The following is a 19,639-nucleotide window of genomic DNA, read 5'->3' as shown; positions in this document are numbered from 1 at the left end:
CCTGGCGGCGACGGACAAGCTTCGCGAGCAAGCTCGCTCCTACAAGGGCGGGGCGAAGCGCTCCAGCACATCCAGTACGCGGCGTTGCGCGCGGAACGCATCGCCGAACCGCGCCGTGCCTTCGCTGCGCATCCGTGGCGCGTGGTCGCGCAGGTAGGCATCGAGCGAACTGGCATCCTGCAGCGTGTACTGCACGCACAGCAGCACGCGTCCCGGGGCCGCCGCCGGCTCCGTCGGTTGCGACAGGGTCGCAGCGAGGAAGCCGGGCAGGGCAAGGATCTCGACGATGTGCGCCTGCAGCCAGGCGCGATAGTCGTCGGCGATCGCGGCGTCGAGGTCGAGGTTGACCTCGTAGACAACCTCGCCGCCGCCCGTGCTCACATCCGCACCAGGCTCGCCAGGGCGAGGAAGGTCGCGGCGAAGGCGAGCAGCACGAAGTACAGGTTGCCGATCACCAGGTAACGCAGCACGGTCACCGGCCAGCCGTTGCGGTACACCCGCTTCTGCATCAGCAACAGGTAGACCGGCAGCCACAGCCACAGCAGCGTGCCAAGCGTGCCGCCGATCCAGCTGAAGCCGGCCCAGTGCGGCGAGATCGCATTGTCGAGCGCGATCACGATGAAGAACGCCAGCATCGTCAGGCACATGTAGGCATGGCTGTAGAGCGCGATGACCAGGTGCTCCAGGTACAGGCGGCCCGAGCCCAGGTAGGCGAGCTTCAGCAGCAGGGCGAACACCGGCACCAGCAGGAACAGCGCCGACGGCACCGCGGCGAGCAGGGCGCGCACCCACAGGCCAGGATCCTTCTGCGCGCGCGAGACGTTCTCGCGGCCGTGGGCGATCTGCCGGTTGATCCAGTGGTTGAAGAACGCCGGTGCCCAACCGATGACCAGCGGATTGGTTTCCTCGTCCCAGGGTTCCTCGCTGCCGAACAGGGTCAGGCGGTCGTAGCAGTCGGGGTCGCCATAGATGCGCGCGTCCTCGGACTCCTTGCGCACGCGGTTGCCTTCGGTGCTGGTCGCGTCGGCGATCTGCAGCTGCGCGGCGCGGCAGCCGGCGGCGATGTTGATGTCGCGGATCTCGTTGAGCTCATGGCGACGCGCCGCCGTGGCGGTGGCCGGCAAGGTCGCCAGCTTGACGTGGTGCGGCGCCAGTCGCTCTTCGCGCAGGCGTTGCAGCGTCGGCAGGTCGGCGGCCTTCTCGAGGGTCTGCTTGGCCGTTTCCATCGCGGCGGCGGCCCGTTGCGCGCCCTCGGCCTTGGCAGCGGCGATCTGTTCGCCACTCATGCCTTTCTCGCGGCCGATCGCCTCGATGCGGCCGTCGGCGGCGCGGTTGACGTCGTCGACGGCAACATCGATCGCCTTGCGCGCATGCAGCAGCACCGCCGGGATCGCCTCGCGTGCTTCGGCCAGGTCGGCGAGGTTCTTGCGCCGGATCTGTTCGACGTCGGCGATGCTGCTCGCCTTGGCGAACGCCTTGGACTGCTTGGCGGAATTCTTGTTGTTGCTCGAGACGCCGTCCTCGAGCTGCACCATTGGATTGGCCTTGTCGTTGTTGTCGACGTGGATGACCATCTGCGCGAAGAAGAACGTCACCACGCTCAGCACCAGGAACAGGCGCAGCGGCGCAACGTAGCGCGCGCGCTGCCCGGCGAGGTAGTTGTTGGCGACACGGCCCGGGAAGATCAGGTCGCGCAGGGTGCGGAAGATGCGGCCGTCGAGGTGCCAGAACGACTCGAACACTTCCTCCAGCGCATGCCCGGCATCGCGCACCGGATTGACCACCGACTGCCCGCAGTCATGGCAGTAGTGTCCCTCGAGCTGCGCATTGCAGTTCTCGCAATGGCTGGGAACTTCGTGTCCTTTTGCGCTCATTCGCTACTTCCCTCTCCCCTGGGCGCCAAGGCATGTGCAGGCCATGGCAACGAGCCGTTCAGATCAAGCCGCTAAGATAGCGGCCCGCCGCGACCCGGCGCCAGCGCCCGACATCGGATTCGGTCGCGCGGCCGCAGTCGTGCGTCTGGTTGTAACGATGTCCCCGCCTGCTTCCCTCGCCATTCCCGCCCGCAAGGGGCTGCTCGGCGAAGTCCGCACCACCGCCATCCTCGCCGCGCCGCTGGTGGGCGGGCACGTGTCGACCGGCCTGATCGCCTTCGTCGACAACGTCCTGGCCGGTCACCACAGCACCACCACGCTGGCGTCGGTGACGATTGGCACCGCGCTGTGGTGGCTGCCGATGATGGTGCCGATCGGCACGCTGCTGTCGGTGCCGCCGTCGGTGTCCCAGCTCGATGGCGCCGGTCAGCGCGAGCAGATCGGCGCGCTGTTCCGGCAGGCGCTGTGGCTGGCGCTCGGGCTGGGGCTGGTGCTGTTCGCGTTCCTGACCTTCATCCCGCTGGCGCTGGGGCCGATGGGCATCACCGCCGAGATCATCCCCGGCGCGACCGCCTTCCTGCACGGCATCCGCTGGGGCGTGGTGGCGCTGACATTGTTCTTCTGCATGCGCTATCTCAGCGAAGGCCTGCACTGGACTTTGCCGACTCTGGTGTTGAGCGCCGGCGGCCTGCTGGTGTTGTTGCCGGTCGGCTACGTGCTCACATTCGGCAAGTTCGGCTTGCCGGAGATGGGCGCGGGCGGACTTGGCGTGGCCTCGGCGATCATGCTGTGGCTGCAGGCGATTGGTTTTGCCGTCGTGCTGTGGCGGTCCAGGCGTTTCGCCGATCTCAAGCTGTTCGAGCGCTTCGACCTGCCCGAGTGGTCGATCATTCGCGGCCTGCTCGCCACCGGCTTGCCGATCGGCGTGACGGTGCTGATGGAAGGCGGCCTGTTCATCGCCACCGCGCTGCTGATGGGCCGCCTGGGCGAAGTGCCGGCAGCCGCGCACCAGATCGCGATCAACCTGGCATCGCTGTGCTTCATGGTGCCGATGGGCCTGGCCGAAGCCACCACCGTGCGGGTCGGCCATGCCCTGGGTCGTGGCGATTTTGCCGGCGTGCGCCGTGCCGCCTATGCCGGCTACACGATCGTCATCGGCACCCAGCTGTTCTCGGGACTGGTGCTGCTGACCGGCAACGACCTGCTGGTCAGCTTCTACACCAGCGATGCCGCGGTGGCGTCGCTGGCCGCGTCACTGTTGCTGTACGCGGCGGCGTTCCAGTTCCCGGACGGCGTGCAGGTCCTGTCCGCCGGGGCACTGCGTGGCCTCAAGGACACGCGCGTGCCGATGCTGCTCGCGGCGATGGCCTACTGGGGCATCGGCATGCCGCTCGGCGCCGGCCTCGGTCTGGGGCTGGGCTGGGGCCCGAAGGGCATGTGGATCGGCCTGATCGCCGGACTGACCGTGGCCGCGCTGCTGCTGTGCACCCGCTTCCTGCGTTCGAGCCAGCCCGACCGGCTGGTGATGCGCGGCCCTTGAGCTTCTCCGCGCCCGCCGCCATTTCCTTTTCGCCACTGCTTGTCCACTAGTCCAGGCCCGTTACATGCCTCTCACGCCGAGGGCCGGTGGGCCGTGTTACGAATGGCGGGTGAATTCCAAGCTGCCTGCCATTAGGCTGGAAACGTACGCCAGGAGCCTTTGCAATGAATGACACTGCCCGTCGTGGCCCGATCGCCCGGTTCTTCGTCGGGCTGTGGGATGCGATGAACTTCACCCGCCGGTTGGTCTTCAACCTGGTGTTCTTCTTCTTGTTGTTCCTGTTCCTGGCGATCGTCTTTTCCGGTCCACGGACCAAGCCGCTGCTGGACCGCACGACCCTGGTCATCGCCCCGGAAGGCACCCTGGTCGAGCAGTACAGCAGCGATCCGCTGACGCGCGCGCTGGGCAAGGCCCTGGGCGAGCGCGGCGGCGAAGTGCAGCTGCGTGATCTGGTGCGCGCACTCGATGCAGCGCGCCAGGACAAGCGGATCGAACGCGTCGTGCTCGACCTCGACGAACTGCAGGCCGGTGGCTTCGCCTCGCTGCGCGAAGTCGCGCAGGCCGTGGCGCGGGTCAAGGCCAGCGGCAAGCAGGTCGTGGCCTTCGCCGAGATGATGGACCAGAAGCAGTACCTGCTGGCCGCGCAGGCCAACGAGGTCTACCTCGACCCGATGGGCGGGATGCTGCTGGAAGGCCTTGGCCGCTACCGCACCTATTACCGCCAGGGCCTGCAGGACAAGCTCGGCGTCGACGTGCATCTGTTCAAGGTCGGCGAGTACAAGTCGGCGGCGGAACCCTACGTGCTCGACGCGGCATCGCCGGAAGCCAAGGAAGCCGACCTGTTCTGGATGAGCGACGTCTGGCAGCGCTACCTCGGCGACGTCGCCAAGGCGCGCAAGCTCGACGCCGCGCAGCTGGCGCAGGGCATCGAGCAGATGCCGACCGGCATCGCCAGTGCCCAGGGCGACCTGGCCAAGTTCGCGCTGCAGACCAAGCTGGTCGACGGCCTGAAGACGCGCGAAGAGGTCGACGACCTGCTGGTGCAGCGTGGCATCGCCGACGACGATGCCGAAGGCGGTTTCCGCCAGGCCTCGCTCGACGAGTACCTGGTGCAGCTCGACAGCGGCCTGGACGCGGTCGACCTGCGTCGTCCGCAGGTCGCCGTGGTCGTGGCAGAAGGCGAGATTCGCGGCGGCGAGCAGCCGCCGGGCACGGTCGGTGGCGAGTCCACCGCGGCCCTGCTGCGCGAAGCCCGCGACGACGACAACGTGAAGGCGGTGGTGCTGCGCGTGGATTCGCCGGGCGGCGAAGTGTTCGCCTCCGAGCAGATCCGTCGCGAAGTGGTCGCGCTGAAGAAGGCCGGCAAGCCGGTGTCGGTGTCGATGGGCGACCTGGCCGCTTCGGGCGGTTACTGGATCTCGATGGATGCCGACCGCATCTACGCCGATGCCTCGACCATCACCGGTTCGATCGGCATCTTCGGCCTGATCCCGACCATTCCGCGCGCGCTCGACAAGATCGGCGTGCATTCCGACGGCGTCGGCACCACGCGCTTTGCCGGTGCCTTCGACATCACCCGTCCGCTGCAGCCGGAAGTCGGCCAGGTGATCCAGTCGGTGATCGACAAGGGTTACCGCGACTTCACCGGTCGCGTCGCCACGGCCCGCAACAAGCCGGTCGAGCAGGTCGACTCGATCGCCCGCGGCCGCGTCTGGAGCGGCGAGCAGGCCAAGGAACGCGGCCTGGTCGACGAGCTCGGCGGCCTGCAGCAGGCGATCGATTTCGCCGCCAGCAAGGCCAAGCTCGACAAGGACAGCTACCACGTGCGCTACATCGAGAAGGCGGCGACGCCGTTCGAGCGCTTCTTCACCGGCTTCGTCGGCAGCCGTGCCGGTGGTGCCTGGCTGCGCGAGTCCGACATTGCCCGCAGCCTGCTGGCGAAGGCCTCGCCGCAGGCCGCGGCCGACCTGCGCTTCCTCGAGAGTGCGATCCAGCCGACCAGGGGCGTGCCGGTCAAGGCGCTGGCGTACTGCTTCTGCGGGTTGTGATGCGGCAGGGTTGAACAGAAAAACGCCCGGCCATGCCGGGCGTTTTTCGTTGCGGACTGACGGTCGCCGCGCCTAGTTCGAGGCCGCGTCCGTGGCCGCTTCGATCGCCTTTCGCTGCTCCTCCGCAGCCTGCTTCGCCTCTTCCTGGGCCTGCTTTGCCTGCTCCAGCGGCGCCTGCATCGCGTCGCGCAACTGCGTCGCCTGCGGCTCGGGCGGCCGGTCCTTGTCCGGCGGCTTCGGCTTGGAGCACCCGGCCAGCAATGCCAACGCCATCAACGCGCACAGCAGCGATCGCGACATCCGGGCACCCTCGATTGGTCTGCCGGCTATGCTACAGCGGCGGCAACGTGCCCAGCCGCGACCACCTTCACGCAGTGCGATACGGAGAGCGGCATGGACCCGAAGCGTTGGCGCCTGGACGGACAACTGGCCCTGGTCACCGGCGGCAGCGCCGGCATCGGGCGCGCGATCGCGCGCGAACTGCTCGGCTTCGGTGCCGACGTGCTGCTCGCCGCGCGTGACTCGACCGCGCTCGACACCGCGCGCAGCGAGCTGGTCGAGGACTTCCCCGACCGCGACATCCAGGGCTTCGTCGCCGACGTCGCCGACGAGGAGCAGCGCCGCGAGCTGCTCGACTGGGTCGAGGATTTCGGCGAAGGCCTGCATATCCTGGTCAACAACGCCGGTGGCAACATCAGCAAGGTCGCCACCGATTACACCGAGGACGAGTGGCGGCAGGTGTTCGAAGTGAACGTGTTTTCCGCGTTCGAGCTTTCGCGCTACGCGCATCCGTTGCTGACCCGGCACGCCGCGTCGAGCATCGTCAACGTCGGCAGCGTCTCGGGCATGACCCACGTGCGCACTGGCGCGCCGTACGGCATGAGCAAGGCGGCGATGCACCAGATGACGCGCAACCTCGCGGTGGAATGGGCCGAGGACGGCATCCGCGTCAATGCGGTGGCACCGTGGTACATCCGCACGCGCCGTACCTCCGACAAGCTGGCCGATCCGGACTACCTCGACGAGGTGTTGCTGCGCACGCCGCTGGGGCGTATCGGTGAGCCGGAGGAAGTGGCGGCGGCGGTGGCGTTCCTGTGCCTGCCAGCTGCCGGGTATGTCACCGGCGAGTGCATCGCGGTGGATGGCGGGTTCCTGCGCTACGGGTTCTGAGGCACGTCGTTCCCGCGCAGGCGGGAATCCAAGGACGTTTCCCCCTCACCCCGTCATTCCCGCGAAGGCGGGAACCCATGGACGTTCCCCCTCACCCCGTCATTCCCGCGCAGGCGGGAACCCATGGACGTTCCCCCTCACCCCGTCATTCCCGCGAAGGCGGGAACCCAGTGACTTTGCTCGGGTTCTCGCTGCGTGATCCGAATTGCACAGCTGACGACGCTGGGTTCCCGCCTTCGCGGGAATGACGGCTCCGGGGCCACGTCCTTGGATTCCCGCCTGCGCGGGAATGACGGGTCCGTGGACGTTTGCCCTTCGGCCGGCCCGGCCTTTAGAATGCGAATCATTCCCATCTCTTGCCGAGCGGAATGTCTACCGGTTCACCCGGTGGCCGCCGCAACACCCCATGGACGGGGTGCCCACCTCCCTGCCTGGTCTCCAAATGTCCCTTGCACGCACCGCAGCTGTCTCCCGCCATGCCCTCGCCCTGGCCCTCGCAACCGCCATGGCCGCGCCGGTCGTCGCCAGTGCCCAGGCTGCGTCGCCCTCGGCCACCGAACTGGACTCGGTCGAGGTGCATGCGCCGCTCGCCCGCAGCAGCGGCAGCGCGACCAAGACCGATACGCCGCTGCGCGAGATCCCGGCCTCGGTGTCGGTGATCACCGACGAGCAGCTGCGCGACCGCGCAGTGCACGGCGCCGAGGAAGCGGTGTGGTACACGGCCGGTACCCAGGGTGGCGGTTACGGCCCGGATCCCCGAAGCGACTGGCTGCTGGTGCGCGGCTTCACCCCGGCTCGCTATCTCGATGGCCTCGCCCTGGCCGATGGCTCGGGCACCAGCATCACACGCGTCGAGCCGTTCGGCCTGGAGCGCATCGAAGTGCTGAAGGGGCCGGCCTCGGTGACCTATGGCGCGATGCCACCCGGCGGCCTGATCAACTACGTCAGCAAGCGCCCGGTCACCGAAGCACTGCATGAAGTCGAACTGCAGGTCGGCAGCTACGACATGGTGCAGGCCGCGTTCGACTTCGGCGGTGCCATTGGTGGCAGCGGCGAGTGGTCGTACCGCCTCACCGGCCTGGCCCGCAACAGCGACGACGTCGTCGACTACGTCCATGACGACCGCTACTACGTCGCGCCGGCGCTGACCTGGAAGCCGGACGAAGCCAACACGCTGACCCTGCTCGCGCGCTACCAGCGCAACGACACCGTCGCCGGTGGCGGGTTCCTGCCGTCGCAAGGCACGCTGCTGCCGAACCCGAACGGCAAGATCCCGATCAACCGCTTCACCGGCGAGCCGGGCTACAACGGCTACGACAAGACGATGAAGTCGCTTGGCTGGGAATACAGCCATGACTTCGGCGGCGGCACGGTGTTCAAGCAGAACGTGCGTTACGGCACCACCGACATCGATCCGGCGGTCACCGTCGGTGCGTTCGGCCTGCTCGCCGACCAGCGCACGCTCTTCCGCTACCTGTGGGCGACCGAGGAAGAGTCGAAGAACACCGGCATCGACAACCAGCTGACGTTCGCCTTCAACACCGGTCGCGCCGAGCACACGCTGCTTGCCGGGCTTGATTACCGCGACTCGCGCAACGAGTACGCGCAGGCATTCGCCTTCACCGCGCCGACGCTGGACATCTTCAACCCGGTCTACGGCAGTCCGATCGTCAAGCCCGACTACACCTCGCGCACCGTGCAGGACCAGGACCAGACCGGCCTGTACATCCAGGACCAGATCAAGCTCGATCGCTGGGTGGTAACCCTCGGCGGGCGCCAGGACTGGGTCGGCACCGATACGCGCGAGCTGATCGGCGGCACCCGCGGTCACCAGAGCGACGACGAGTTCTCCGGTCGCGTCGGCATCAACTACCTGTTCGACAACGGCCTGGCGCCGTACATCGGTTACTCGCAATCGTTCCAGCCGACGGTGGGCACCGACTTCAACGGCAACGCGTTCGTGCCGACCACCGGCGAGCAGATCGAGGCCGGCGTGAAGTACCAGCCGGCGCACAACCGCGTCCTCGCCACCGTGGCGGTCTATCGACTGGTGCAGGAGAACACGCTGACGGTCGATCCCAACCACACCCTGTTCTCGGTCCAGCAGGGCGAGACCGAGGTCAACGGCATCGAACTGGAAGGCCGCTGGAACGTCGGCAACGGCTTCAGCGTCTACGGCGCCTACACCTACACCGACTCGGAAGTGACCCGCTCTAACGACCCGCTGTCGCTGGGCAAGGAAATCGCGCTGCAGCCCGAGCAGGTGGCTTCGCTGGGTGCGGACTACACGATCACCTCCGGCGCGCTCTCGGGCCTGGGCTTCGGCGGCGGCGTGCGCTACACCGGCGATCACTACGGCGATGCCTACAACCTGTGGCAGACGCCGTCGTACACGCTGTTCGACGCCGCCGTGCACTACGACATTGGCCAATGGCGCCTGCAGCTCAACGCCAACAACCTGACCGACAAGGAGTACATCAGCGCCTGCAACAGCGCGGCCTGGTGCTACTACGGCTATCCGCGCACGGTCACCGCGACTGCGCGCTTCCACTGGTAAGCACGCAGGCATGAAACACGCATGGTGACGACCGCACTGGCATTGTCGGCCCTGATCAGCACGCTGCTGTCGGCGCTGGCGCTGTATGCCGGTTCGCGCAACTGTCGCTGGACGCCGAAGCCGAAGCATCCGCATCGCTCCACGCGCATTGGCCTGGCGCTGGCGGTGGTCGGGCTGGTGCTGTGGATGCGCCTGCTCGGCGGCGGCGCCGGCCTGTGCGCGATGCTCGGCACGTGGATGCTGGGCATGATGGCGTTGCCGTACCTGGCGCTGCGCTCGCCCGCGCAAGCCACGCCGTCGCAAGCCGCGCCGTCGCAAACCACGCCGTCGCAAACCAGGAAGTCGCGCTGATGTGGGGCCGTGCCACCGCCGCTGCGATTCCCGGCTTCCTGCTGTCGGCCGGCGTGACCGGCCTGGTCTGCTGGCTGCTGCCAGGCCCGTGGCAGTCGACGCTGGTCGCCGGCATCGTTGCTTTCCTCGCGGTGTGGATGGCGGCGATGGCGCTCGCCTTCCAGTTCCGCGACGGCAAGCGCGCGTGGGCGTGGTTCGGTGGCGGCGCGGTGGTCAGCCTCGCCACGTTGTGGCTGCTGCAGACGCTGCAGTGGGTGCGCTGACGTGATCAAGCTCAAGTCCAGCACCCTGCGCACCTTCACCAGCGTGCATACCTGGGTTGGCCTGGTCGCCGGCTTCGCACTGTTCGTGGCGTTCTACGCCGGCGCGATCACCGTGTTCCACCACGACCTGCAGGCCTGGCAGACACCGCATGCGCCGATGTCGACGCAGCAGGGCCTGAATGATGCGCAGCGACTGCTCGACGAGACGCTGGCCCGCCACCCCAAGGCGCGTGAACACGTCGGCATGGTCTTCCCCGGTGGCGAGTACCCGCAGGCGGCCAGCTACTGGCAGGACGAAAGCGGCACGTGGCGCTACGCCACGCTCGACAACCTCGACGGCAGCGACAGGATGCCGGGAGGCGCATTGTCGGAACTGGTCAATGCGCTGCACTACTCGCTCGGCATCCCCGTTGCCGGCCAGTACCTGATGGGCATCGTCAGCCTGCTGTACGGGCTGGCGCTGATTTCCGGTGTGGTGATCCACCTGCCGAAGCTCGCCGACGATCTGTTCGCGCTGCGCCCGGGTCGCAACCTCAAGCGCTTCTGGCAGGACGCGCACAACGTCATCGGCGTGCTGAGCCTGCCGATGCACGTGATGTTCGCGGTCACCGGCGCGCTGCTGTGCCTGGTGATGGTCGTGATGATGGCGCTCAATCCGCTGATCTATCGCGGCGAACTGATGGCCGCGCTGGGACCTGCGATGGACACCGCACCGGTGGCCTCGGCCGCCGGTCGCGAACAGCCGATGGGTTCGCTGGCGATGCTGCATGCGCGCTCCATGGAGATTGCGCGCGCGCAGGGCCTGGCCTCGTTCGAGCCGGCCTACTTCAAGCTGGCGCATGCCGGCGATGCCAATGCCACCATCGAGATCTCGGGCGAATCGCCCGGCTCGCTCGGCCCGATCGGCGCGGTGGCGATGAATGCCAACACCGGCGCGCTGCTGGCAACGCAGTTGCCCGGAAGCCGCGATGCCAACCACGCCACGCTGGCCTCGGCCTACGCGCTGCACTTCGGCGAGTACGGCAACACCTGGGTGCGCGTGCTGTACTTCGTGCTCGGCATCGGCGGTGCGTTCCTGTTCTACTCCGGCAACCTGCTGTGGGTCGAGTCGCGCCGCAAGCGTCGCCAGCCCGGCCAGGGCGCGGCGCAGCTCGGCATGGCGCGGGCCACGGTCGGCGTGTGCATCGGCGTGTGCGTGGCGATCTCTGTGGCGTTCGTCGCCACCCAGCTGGCGCAGTGGCCGGCGTTGCGCATAGCCGGCGACGTCGAGCTGACGATCAAGACCGCCTGCTTCGTCACCTGGGCGCTGTGCGCACTTTGGGCGGCGCTGCGGCCGCCGGTGCGGGCGGCGCAGGAACTGCTGTGGGCGGCGGCCGTAACCACCGCCTTCGTGCCGGTCGCGCACGGCCTGGTGACCGGGGCCTGGCTGTGGGTGGCGGCGATGAAGGGCGAATGGCCGCTGTTTGCCATCGATGCCGGCGCATTGGCCATGGCCTTTGGCTTCGCCTGGCTGGCACGCGCCACTGCGCGACGCGCCCGCGATGGCGAGGCCAACAGTGTCTGGGCGGACCCCCGCGCACGCGCCGCGCAGCCGACATCGAAGCTGGTTACGGACCAGGAATAGAGCGCCGGTCCGATGCTAGAGTCGGCGCGTCCCCGCGGCGCGCACCTGGTAACCGGCCATGAAACTCAACCCCGGCGTCTTCGATCTGTGGGTCTTCCGGCGTGATGCCGATGCGGTCCGCTACCTGCTGCTGCACAGCTCGCAGTTGAAAGCCGACCGCTACTTCAACGGCGGCCGTTTCTGGCAGATCCCCAGCAATCCGCGCGGCGACGACGAGTCGATGACGCAGGCCATCGACCGCGTGCTCGCTTCGTATGGCCTGGCAGCGCTGGCGATCTGGGCTGCCGAGCACACGTACACCATCTACAACCGCCGCTTCGACGAGATGCAGCTGTTCAGCGTGTTCGCCGTGCAGGTCGAGGCCGATGACGTCCGACTCAATCCGGACGAGCATGGCGAGCATCGCTGGGTCACGGCGGAGGAGGCGCTCGCGCTGGTCCACTACCGCGGCCTCAAGGACGGCCTGCGCTCGGTGGTCGAGTACGTCACCGGCGTGGCGTCGCCGGCGCGCCAGCTGTGCCTTCGCGGGCCGGACTGAGCAGGACCTGAGCGGGGCCACCGCAACGTCCGATCCGTTAGCATCGACATCCGCACCCTGCGACTTGCACGAGCCTGATGCCGACCGCCATCGAGGAAATCGCGCGCGATGCGCCACCGATCAACACCGAGCGCCTCGTCGACGGCGGCCGGCCCGTGGTACTGCGCGGCCTGTGCCGGGACTGGCCGCTGGTGGCACTCGCAACGCAATCGGACACGGCGTTCGCGCAGGCACTGGTCGGCTACGACAACGGCACGCCGGTCGACGCGCTCGTCATGCCGCCCGACGCCGGCGGCGTGGTTGGCTACGACGCGCAGCTGGAGGGCTTCAACTACAAGCGGTTCCGCGTGACCGTGACCCAGGTCCTGCAGCGACTGGCTTCGTATAGCCGGCAGGAGGAAGGGCAGACGCCGGGCGTTGCCATGCAGAGCGCGCTGATCGCCGACAGCCTTCCGGGAATCCTGGACGAGCATGCGCTGCCTCTGCTCGGCCCATCTGCGCGACCGCGACTGTGGATGGGCAACCGCGTCACCACGCCGGCGCATTTCGACAGTTCGCACAATCTCGCCGTCGTCGTCTGCGGCCGGCGCCGCTTCACGCTGTTCCCGCCGGAGCAGGTGCGCAACTTGTACGTGGGTCCACTCGATTTCGCCCCCACCGCGGCGGCGATCAGCCTGCCGCGATTGCAGGACCAGGACGATCCGCGCTTTCCGCGCCTGCGTGACGCGATCGAGCACGCCCAGGTGGCCGACCTCGAACCCGGTGACGCGATCTACATCCCGCCGGTGTGGTGGCATCACGTCGAATCGCTGGAAACGCTCAACGCCCTGGTGAACTACTGGTGGCGGCCGGAGGCGTATCCGGGCCATGTCGCCGAACCGGGACTGGATGCGCTGGCGCACTGCATCCTCGCATTCAAGTCGTTGCCGCCGGCCGAACGTTCGGCGTGGAAGGCGATCGTCGACCACTACGTCTTCGCCGACGAAGACCCGGCCGCACACATTCCAGCAGCCAGGCGCGGCATCCTCGGCCCGCTGACGCCCGAGGTGGTGGCGAAACTGAGGAAGATGATCGGCCGCTGATCCGATGGCAGCGTGCTGCGGTCGCGACGATTGCGGCCCAGGCCGAATCCCCCTACTGTCCACTCGCCGGCCAGGAAGGGGAGTTCCACCGTGACATCCGGATCGTTGCTGACCGTGCTGCTGCCACTGGCCCTGGGCGTGATCATGCTCGGGCTGGGCCTGTCGCTGACCCTGGAGGACTTCCGCCGCGTTGCCCGCCAACCTGGTCCGATCCTGGTCGCGCTGCTATGCCAGACGGTGCTGCTGCCGCTGCTGTGCTTCGCGCTGGTGAAGGCCTTCGGTCTCGCCCCGGCGCTGGCCGTCGGCCTGATGCTCTTGGCCGCCTCGCCGGGCGGCACCACGGCCAACCTCTTCAGCCATCTCGCGCATGGCGATGTCGCGCTCAACATCAGCCTGACCGCGGTCAACTCGGTCCTGGCCGTGGTGACGCTGCCGGTGCTGGTGAACCTGTCGTTGCAGTACTTCATGGGCGACAGCCATGTATTGCCGCTGCAGTTCGACAAGGTGCTGCAGGTGTTCGCGATCGTGCTGGTGCCTGTGGCGATCGGCATGGCCGTGCGTGCGCGCCGCTCCGCATTCGCGCAGCGCATGACCCGTCCGGTGCGGATCGCGTCGGTGGTGGTGCTGGTGGCGATCATCGCCGTGGCCGTGGCGCGCGACTGGACGACCCTGGTCACCTACGCGCCGGTCATCGGATTGGCCGCGCTCGCCTTCAACGTGGCCAGCCTGCTGGTCGGTTACTGGGTGCCCCGGCTCATCGGCATGGACAAGCGCCAGGCCATCGCCATCGGCATGGAGATCGGCATCCACAACGGCACGCTGGCCATTGCCGTCGCCTTGAGCCCGAGCCTGCTCGATAATCCGACGATGGCGATTCCCGCGGCGATCTACAGCCTGATCATGTTTGTCACCGCCGCGGTCTTCGGCTGGCTGGTCAGCCGCGACCGGGCGCGCGGCGTCGCGTCGCCATGACAGCGTCACCTTCGATTCCGCGGCGGGCCTGGCAGGCGCTGCTGAAGCTGGTGCTGGGACTGGCCGCGGTCACCCTGTCGATGCTGCTGTTCCGCTCACTGCTGCTGCCCGCGCTGACGGCGGTATTCCACCTGGCCGAGCCGGCGACGGCCGTGCTCAGGCGCAGCGGCATCCTGGCGTTCGCCCTGCTCGGCTACTGGCTCTACGTCCGTTTCCACGAGAAGCGCGCGGCCACGGAGCTGCGCATCGTTCCGCTGGGCATCGTCCTTGGCGCGCTGTCGGGCGCGCTGCTGATCTCGATCACCACACTGTCGCTGTTCGCAATGGGCAACTACGAAGTGGTCGCGGTCCGCGGGATGCAGGGCGTGCCGCCGATCGCGGGCGCGATCCTGGCGGCGGCGGTGATCGAGGAGATCGTGTTCCGCGGCATCGTGTTCCGCGCCCTCGAAGGTGCGATGGGAACGGTCGCGGCGGTGCTGCTGCAATCGCTGGCTTTCGCGGTCATGCACTGGTTCAACGCCGGTGCCGACGTGGCGATGGTGCTGGCGTTGACGCTGATCGGCGCGTTCTGGACCTGCGTCTTCATCGCCTCGCGCAACCTGTGGGTCGTCGGCTTGCACCACGCCGCCTGGAACTTCGCGATCTTCGCCACCGGCATCCCGCTGTCGGGCCTGGAAGACTGGCGCGCGAAGGCGCCGCTGGAAAGCATCTACCACGGACCGGCCTGGCTGACCGGGGGCGAGTTCGGGCCGGAGACGTCGATCATCACCGCGGTGGTGGTGCTGGCGAGCATGGTGGCGCTGGTGCAGTGGACGCGGAAGCGACAGGCCGCCAGGGCCTAGGCGTATTTCAGCGCAAGCTCCGGGATCTTCGGCTGCAGCGCATAGAACAGGTCCTGGAACTCTTCTTCGGTGAGTTCGTCCGGCGCATAGACGGCCACCGGCTCAGGCTCGCTGCCGTCGGTCGGCACGGGGGCGCGCGGGCCGGCGCGCAGCGAAAAGGGCTTGCCCTTGTAGTCGACCACGTCGGGGGCCTGCTCCCAATGCACGATTGCGTAGTCGTCCTTGCCCAGCAGCAGGATGATTTCGATCACGGTGTTGCTCCTCTCACGATTGCTTCGGGCGATGGCGCGATGAACGGAATACGCGCGCTATCGCCGCAACGCTGCGCTCCGCGTCGTCCTCGGTCGTGGCCCAGTTGGACACCGAAATCCGCATCGCCGCCTGGCCTTGCCAGTTGGTGCCGCCCAGCCAGCAGGTGCCGTCGGCCTGCACGCCGGCGATGACGGCGCGGGTGGTGTCGTCGTCATCGTCGAAGCGGACCAGCACCTGGTTAAGCACCACCTCGTTGAGGATGCGCACGCCAGGTTCGCGCGCGAGCAGTTCGGCCATCTGCCTTGCCCGCGCGCAACTGCGCTCGACCAGGTCGGCGATGCCGTCGCGTCCGAGCGCACGCAGCGTCGCGTAGACCGGTACGCCGCGGGCACGGCGCGAGAACTCGGGCACCCAGTCGACGGCGTCGCGTTCGGCGCCCTGGGTCTGGATCAGGTAGGCGGCGGCCGAGGTCATCGCGGCGCGATGGTCCTGCGCATGGCGGACCATCGCCACGCCGCTGTCGTAAGGCACGTTCAGCCATTTGTGCGCGTCGGTCGCCCACGAGTCGGCCAGCTCGATGCCGTCGGCGAGGTGGCGCTGCGCGTCGCTGGCGCGCGCCCACAGGCCGAACGCGCCGTCGACGTGCAACCACGCGCCGGCATCGTTGGCGATGCGGCCGATCTCGCGCAGCGGGTCGCAGGCGCCGGTGTTCACGTTGCCGGCCTGGGCGCAGATGATGGTCGGGCCCTGCAACGATGCGATCTTCTCGCGCAGCGCATCGACGCGCATGCGCCCTTGTCCGTCGCTCTCGACCCGCTGCAAGGCACGCGTGCCAAGGCCGAGGTAGCGCATCGCCACGTCGATGGTGATGTGCGACTCGGCCGAGGCGATGACGTTGATGCGTGGCGCGCCGGCCAGTCCGTCGGTCTCGACATCCCAGCCGACGCGTCGCAGCACGCCATGGCGCGCCGCGGCCAGGCAGGTGAAGTTGGCCATCTGGCAGCCGGTGACGAAGCCGACACCGGATTCGCGCGGCAGGTCGAACAGTTCCAGCAGCCACTGTGCGGCGACTTCCTCGACCACCGCCACCAGCGGCGAGATCGCGTAGATGCCGGCGTTCTGGTCCCAGGTCGAGACGAGGCAGTCAGCGGCGAGTGCGACCGGGTAGGCGCCGCCGATGACGAAGCCGAAGTAGCGCGGCGAGTTGCAGGCGACCGCACCGCGTGCAACCTGCGCGGCGAGCAGGTCGATCACCTCACCGCCCTCGTCGCCTTTTCGGGGCAGCGGCACGCTCAGTGCCTGCAGCAGTTCTTCGCGGCTCGCACGCGCGCCGACGTGGCGATCGGGCAGCGTGCGCAGGTAGGCCGAGGCGTGCCCGGCCGCCTTCTCCAGGTATTCGTCGAACACGGCGGACGCAAAGCGGTCGGTAGCCATGGCGCTGTATCCCGTGGGAACGCGCAAAGCATACGGGACACGTTGTCGTCACGCAGGGAACGCAGTGTTCCCGCGTGGCTGCGCCTGTCAGCCGCCTTCGCGCAGCGTCCGGTTGAACAACGCGAGCGTGCGCTCCCAGGCCTGCTTCGCTGCGGCTTCGTCGTAACGCGGCGTGGTGTCGTTGTTGAAACCGTGTTGCGTGCCGGGTGGCTGGAACAAGGTGTAGCGCACGTTGGCAGCCTTCAGCGCCGCCTCGTACGCGGGCCAGTTGGCGTTGATGCGTTCATCGCTGGCCGCGAGCACCACCAGCAGCTCGGCCTTGATCTTCGGCACGTCTTCCAGCGGTGCGGCTGCGCCGTAGAACGGCGCCGCGGCTTTCAGATCGGGCAAGCGAGTCGCAAGGAAATTGGCGATGCCGCCGCCGTAGCAGAAGCCGACCGCACCCAGCTTTCCGTTGCCACCTTCGATACCTGCCAGCATGCCGGCCGCGGCGACGAAGTCCTCGCGCGTCTTGGCCTGGTCGAGCTGGCCGAACAACGTGCGCGCCGAATCCTCGTCACCCGGATAGCCGCCCAGCGGGAACAACGCATCGGGTGCGAAGGCGATGAAGTCGGCCAGCGCCAGTCGCCGCGTGATGTCTTCGATGTGCGGATTGAGGCCGCGATTCTCGTGCGCCACCAGCACCAGCGGCAGCGGGCCGCGCGCCTTGGCCGGGCGCACCAGGTAACCGCGACCGGTGCCGTAACCCTTGGGCGAAGGGAACTCGATGTGCCTGGCGAGCAGGCGCTTGTCGTCGGGCTTGACCTGCTGCGCCGCGGCGAACTGCGGGCTCAGCGCGGCGAGCAGTCCGGCCGCACCGGCGGCGCCGGCGGCGAATCGCGCCGCGCCGGCGAGGAAGCCGCGTCGGTCGATCGCGCCGTGGACATACTGGTCGAACAGTCGCAGCACTTCGGGATCGAAGTCGGTGGCCTTCAGGCGAGGAGGGTTCGGCATGACGGTCTCCACAGGTTGTCGGCTGGGGCGTCCGCGCCACCAGCGCTTCGGGATGCCGAGCATACCTTTCCGACGTGCAGGGAGGATGGACCGCTATTCCTCCGGCTCCGGCGTCGCCAGCACGGGAAGTTCCAGGTAGGAGCCGCTTTCGCCGCCGAGGTGGACGCGATTGAGCGCCCGCGCCGGCACGGACTCGTCGAAGTTGAGGCCGCCGGTGTTGAGGTTGCGCTCCAGCCGCGGAAAGCTGCTGCTGGTGACATCGAGGCGGATGCGGTGTCCGCGCGGCACCAGGTAGGCGATCGAACGCATGTCGACGGTCAACTGGTAGGTCTGTCCGGGCTCCATCCGGGTCGGACAGAAGATGCCGTCGCGATAGCGTGCGCGCAGCGCCCCTTCCTGGATGTTGGTGGCGCGCCCGTCGGGCCATACGTGCACGAGGCGGGCGACGAAGTCGGTATCGGGCGCCGAGGACGAGACCGTCAGGTGTGCACGCAACGGTCCGACGATGCGCATCGGCGCCTCCAGCGGCTCGGAGGTGTAGACCAGCACGTCGTTGCGGGTTTCGACGTCGCGCTGGTCGACCGGCCCGGACAGCGCATGCGGATCGGCGCTGCAACACAGCGGCCCGCCGCGCGAGGGCGCCGGATCGAGCGGGTCGTAGAGGTAACCGTCGGAATGCTCGCTGCCATCGGGTTGCGCACCCAGCGTGCCATCGCCGTCGCGGCCGTTGGCCTTGCCGCCACTGCGCAGGTACCAGCGCTGGTGCCGTGACTGCACCGGCGGCCAGGTGGTCGAACTCAGCCAGCGCTGCTCGCCGATGACGAAGTACAGATACGGCGGCAGGCTCGCCAGGCCGTCGCCCTTGCCGAGCAGCCAGTAGTCGAACCACTTCAGGTACCACTCGCGGTACGGCTGTTCGGCATTGCGAACCGGCAGTTCGCCGAAGCGGCCCGTGTCGGCGATGAGTTCGTGCTCGCAGTGGTTGCCCGGGGCGATGATGACGTGCTGGTTGGCTCCCGCCTGCGCGGATCCGCGGCGCGTTGCTTCGCTGATCGCCAGCGTGCCGGCGATGGTCGGGTCGCCCCAGGTGTTGATCACCAGCGCCGGCGTGGTGATGCGGTCGGCGTCGGTGACGTAGTCCAGGTCGTTCCAGCCGGCGTCACCCAGGGGCGTGGTGACGACGTCGACGTAGGAATTCGGGCCCGGCCGCGCGCGCTGGACCAGGTCCGCCACGGGCAACTGCCCCAGCATTCCGGCCATGCCCGGCACTTCCGGAGATCCCGAGTGCGGCAGCTTGCTGCCGTGCCGCGAGAACCAGCCGGCGGTGCCCGCCAGCTGCATCACGCCGCCCTCGTACGAGCCGAAATAGTCGGCGTTGCCGGCGAGCAGTCCGGCGGCCCCGCCCGCTGCCTCGGGGATCATCGCCGCATGCGCGGGATGGTTCGCACGAGCCAGCGAGTACTGCAGTTCGCCCAGAGCCGAACAGCCGATCGTGCCGACCTTGCCGTTCGACCACGACTGCTGCGTGATCCAGTCCAGCGTCGCCACGCCGTCGCCGGTGGCATGGCGCCACGGCACGAAGCCTTCGCCCTCGGATTCGAACTTGCCGCGCACGTCCTGCACCAGCACCGCATAGCCGTGGCGTGCGAAGAACATCGCATCGCCCAGCGCCTCGCCGTAGTGCCTGCGGTCGTAGGGCAGGCGGATGAAGACGGTCGCCAGCGGTCCGCTCGCGCCGCGCGGCCGGTACAGCGTGCCGGCAAGGCGGACGCCGTCGGGCATCGTGACCCAGACGCGGTCGTCGATGCGCACGTTGAACAGCAACGCACGCACCGGCACCTGCCAATGCGCCGGGATGTAACCGCGCAGGGTGTAGACCAGGCCGGCAGCCACCGACGCGACCATCAGGCTCGTGATGATCAGCAGCCACCAGAAGGAAGCAGGACGGACCGCGGACAATTCCATCTCCAAGTCGGCGTTCCTTGCGGCACACGCGGTAGTCGGGATAGTCGCCGGACAGCGCGCGCGACGCTTGGGGAAACGCATTGAGCCGCTGATTCAGGCCAGTGTGGCCAGGCCAGTGTGGGCAGGCCAGTGTG

18 protein-coding genes are annotated in these 19,639 nt (G+C 68.2%); 11 read left to right on the top strand and 7 right to left on the bottom strand.

The genetic code is table 11. From position 1 onward, the window contains the following. Positions 1–39: 39 nt before the first annotated feature. Both AC3A3Q_RS04465 and AC3A3Q_RS04460 read right to left on the bottom strand, forming a co-directional pair. The gene (locus AC3A3Q_RS04465) at positions 40–381 is read right to left on the bottom strand and encodes a DUF4286 family protein (protein ID WP_487585087.1); all 342 of its coding nucleotides are present in this window, start codon (positions 379–381) and stop codon (positions 40–42) included. Next, positions 378–1,874: a DUF3667 domain-containing protein gene (locus tag AC3A3Q_RS04460; RefSeq protein ID WP_487585086.1), complete on the bottom strand. Its 1,497-nt coding sequence runs from the start codon at positions 1,872–1,874 to the stop codon at positions 378–380. The genes AC3A3Q_RS04465 and AC3A3Q_RS04460 overlap by 4 nt, the downstream gene beginning before the upstream one ends. Positions 1,875–2,031: 157 nt before the next feature. On the opposite strand from AC3A3Q_RS04460, the gene AC3A3Q_RS04455 reads away from it, so the two are divergent. Both AC3A3Q_RS04455 and sppA read left to right on the top strand, forming a co-directional pair. Beyond that, positions 2,032–3,414 (top strand): MATE family efflux transporter, encoded by a 1,383-nt coding sequence (locus AC3A3Q_RS04455; RefSeq protein WP_487585085.1) that lies wholly within the window; start codon positions 2,032–2,034, stop codon positions 3,412–3,414. Between the two features lie 164 nt (positions 3,415–3,578). Next, positions 3,579–5,462: a signal peptide peptidase SppA gene (gene sppA, locus AC3A3Q_RS04450; protein WP_487585084.1), complete on the top strand. Its 1,884-nt coding sequence runs from the start codon at positions 3,579–3,581 to the stop codon at positions 5,460–5,462. Positions 5,463–5,534: 72 nt separating this feature from the next. Here sppA and AC3A3Q_RS04445 read toward each other — a convergent pair whose 3' ends face one another. Then, positions 5,535–5,762 carry a hypothetical protein gene (locus tag AC3A3Q_RS04445; protein WP_487585083.1) on the bottom strand — a complete coding sequence of 76 codons (228 nt, stop codon included), beginning with the start codon at positions 5,760–5,762 and terminating at the stop codon, positions 5,535–5,537. A gap of 93 nt (positions 5,763–5,855) precedes the next feature. Here AC3A3Q_RS04445 and AC3A3Q_RS04440 point away from each other — a divergent pair, with 93 nt between their 5' ends. The 9 genes from AC3A3Q_RS04440 to AC3A3Q_RS04400 all read left to right on the top strand — a co-directional run bounded on the left by AC3A3Q_RS04440 (position 5,856) and on the right by AC3A3Q_RS04400 (position 14,861). After that, a complete protein-coding gene (locus AC3A3Q_RS04440) occupies positions 5,856–6,632 on the top strand; it encodes an SDR family oxidoreductase (RefSeq protein WP_487585082.1) in 777 nt (258 codons plus the stop codon). A gap of 442 nt (positions 6,633–7,074) precedes the next feature. After that, the gene (locus tag AC3A3Q_RS04435) at positions 7,075–9,189 is read left to right on the top strand and encodes a TonB-dependent siderophore receptor (RefSeq protein ID WP_487585081.1); all 2,115 of its coding nucleotides are present in this window, start codon (positions 7,075–7,077) and stop codon (positions 9,187–9,189) included. Positions 9,190–9,210: 21 nt separating this feature from the next. Beyond that, positions 9,211–9,540: a hypothetical protein gene (locus AC3A3Q_RS04430; RefSeq protein ID WP_487585080.1), complete on the top strand. Its 330-nt coding sequence runs from the start codon at positions 9,211–9,213 to the stop codon at positions 9,538–9,540. Next, positions 9,540–9,803 carry a hypothetical protein gene (locus tag AC3A3Q_RS04425; protein ID WP_487585079.1) on the top strand — a complete coding sequence of 88 codons (264 nt, stop codon included), beginning with the start codon at positions 9,540–9,542 and terminating at the stop codon, positions 9,801–9,803. Before AC3A3Q_RS04430 ends, AC3A3Q_RS04425 begins: the two co-directional genes overlap by 1 nt. Positions 9,804–9,807: 4 nt before the next feature. Then, on the top strand, positions 9,808–11,427 hold the full coding sequence (locus AC3A3Q_RS04420) for a PepSY-associated TM helix domain-containing protein (RefSeq protein WP_487585497.1): 1,620 nt from the start codon (positions 9,808–9,810) through the stop codon (positions 11,425–11,427). Between the two features lie 58 nt (positions 11,428–11,485). Next, positions 11,486–11,965, top strand: a complete 480-nt coding sequence (locus AC3A3Q_RS04415) for an NUDIX hydrolase (RefSeq protein ID WP_487585078.1) — start codon at positions 11,486–11,488, stop codon at positions 11,963–11,965. 77 nt (positions 11,966–12,042) lie between these two features. Beyond that, the gene (locus AC3A3Q_RS04410) at positions 12,043–13,047 is read left to right on the top strand and encodes a cupin-like domain-containing protein (RefSeq protein WP_487585077.1); all 1,005 of its coding nucleotides are present in this window, start codon (positions 12,043–12,045) and stop codon (positions 13,045–13,047) included. A 90-nt stretch (positions 13,048–13,137) separates the two neighbouring features. Beyond that, positions 13,138–14,019, top strand: coding sequence for a bile acid:sodium symporter family protein (locus tag AC3A3Q_RS04405; RefSeq protein ID WP_487585076.1), 882 nt, complete (start codon positions 13,138–13,140; stop codon positions 14,017–14,019). Continuing rightward, entirely contained in the window at positions 14,016–14,861 is an 846-nt protein-coding gene (locus AC3A3Q_RS04400; protein WP_487585075.1) for a CPBP family intramembrane glutamic endopeptidase, read from the top strand. The genes AC3A3Q_RS04405 and AC3A3Q_RS04400 overlap by 4 nt, the downstream gene beginning before the upstream one ends. On the opposite strand, the gene AC3A3Q_RS04395 is transcribed toward AC3A3Q_RS04400, so the two are convergent. From AC3A3Q_RS04395 to AC3A3Q_RS04380, 4 genes are all read right to left on the bottom strand, one after another. Continuing rightward, complete coding sequence (locus tag AC3A3Q_RS04395; protein WP_487585074.1) at positions 14,858–15,112, bottom strand: hypothetical protein; 255 nt, start codon at positions 15,110–15,112, stop codon at positions 14,858–14,860. The genes AC3A3Q_RS04400 and AC3A3Q_RS04395 overlap by 4 nt on opposite strands. 13 nt (positions 15,113–15,125) lie before the next feature. After that, positions 15,126–16,547, bottom strand: a complete 1,422-nt coding sequence (locus AC3A3Q_RS04390) for a pyridoxal phosphate-dependent decarboxylase family protein (protein WP_487585073.1) — start codon at positions 16,545–16,547, stop codon at positions 15,126–15,128. Positions 16,548–16,634: 87 nt separating this feature from the next. After that, positions 16,635–17,540: a dienelactone hydrolase family protein gene (locus AC3A3Q_RS04385; RefSeq protein ID WP_487585072.1), complete on the bottom strand. Its 906-nt coding sequence runs from the start codon at positions 17,538–17,540 to the stop codon at positions 16,635–16,637. 93 nt (positions 17,541–17,633) lie between these two features. Beyond that, complete coding sequence (locus AC3A3Q_RS04380) at positions 17,634–19,505, bottom strand: CocE/NonD family hydrolase (RefSeq protein ID WP_487585071.1); 1,872 nt, start codon at positions 19,503–19,505, stop codon at positions 17,634–17,636. Between the last annotated feature and the right edge of the window lie 134 nt (positions 19,506–19,639).

It is taken from the genome of Lysobacter sp. Soil_C_59 (assembly GCF_057656415.1).
Note: the sequence above shows the minus strand (reverse complement) of the source record. Positions and strands in the feature narration are given on the sequence as shown.